We start from the raw sequence: 1,179 nt of genomic DNA on the forward strand, positions 1-1,179 counted from the left end.
TGAGCGGCTTTTTACTATTCGTATATCGAATTAGTTAACGTGTAACTATTACTCGATGATTGATGCTACAACACCAGCACCAACTGTACGGCCACCTTCACGGATAGCGAAACGTAGACCTTCGTCCATCGCGATTGGGCAGATTAGCTCTACAGTCATCTTGATGTTGTCACCAGGCATTACCATTTCTACGCCGTCTGGTAGCTGGATGTCACCAGTTACGTCAGTTGTACGGAAGTAGAACTGTGGACGGTAACCTTTGAAGAAAGGAGTGTGACGACCACCTTCATCTTTAGAAAGTACGTATACTTCTGAAGTGAACTTAGTGTGCGGCTGGATTGAACCAGGAGCTGATAGTACTTGACCACGCTCAACTTCGTCACGCTTAGTACCACGTAGAAGTGCACCGATGTTCTCACCAGCACGACCTTCGTCTAGAAGCTTACGGAACATTTCAACACCCGTACAAGTTGTCTTCGTAGTTTCTTTAACACCTACGATTTCAACTTCGTCGTTCACGTTGATGATACCAGCTTCAACACGGCCAGTTACAACAGTACCACGACCCTGGATTGAGAATACGTCTTCGATAGGCATGATGAATGGCTTATCGATGTCACGCTCTGGCTCTGGGATGTAAGAATCTAGTGCTTCTGCAAGCTCAACGATCTTGTCTTCCCACTCTTTCTCACCTTCTAGTGCTTTAAGAGCTGAACCTTGGATTAGTGGTAAGTCATCACCTGGGAAATCGTACTCAGAAAGAAGTTCACGAACTTCCATCTCTACTAGTTCGATTAGCTCTTCGTCATCAACCATGTCACATTTGTTCATGAATACGATGATGTAAGGTACACCAACCTGACGTGAAAGTAGGATGTGCTCACGAGTCTGAGGCATAGGACCATCAGTTGCAGCAACTACTAGGATCGCGCCGTCCATCTGAGCAGCACCAGTGATCATGTTTTTAACATAGTCAGCGTGTCCAGGACAGTCAACGTGTGCGTAGTGACGAGTTGGAGTATCGTACTCTACGTGTGAAGTTGCGATTGTGATACCACGCTCACGCTCTTCTGGAGCGTTATCGATTTGAGCGAAGTCACGTGCTTCACCACCGTATACTTTTGCAAGTACGTTAGTGATTGCTGCTGTTAGAGTTGTTTTACCGTGGTCAACGTGGCC

Annotated in this window: 1 protein-coding gene; it reads right to left on the reverse strand. The window is 46.4% G+C overall.

What is annotated here, in order from left to right; translation table 11 throughout:
* Window positions 1-48 precede the first annotated feature (48 nt).
* On the reverse strand, window positions 49-1,179 hold a 1,131-nt coding region (tuf, locus tag N477_RS23770; protein ID WP_063360173.1), incomplete at its 5' end, for an elongation factor Tu.

Origin of the sequence: Pseudoalteromonas luteoviolacea H33-S (assembly GCF_001625695.1) — a bacterium.
Classification (GTDB): Bacteria; Pseudomonadota; Gammaproteobacteria; order Enterobacterales; family Alteromonadaceae; genus Pseudoalteromonas; species Pseudoalteromonas luteoviolacea_B.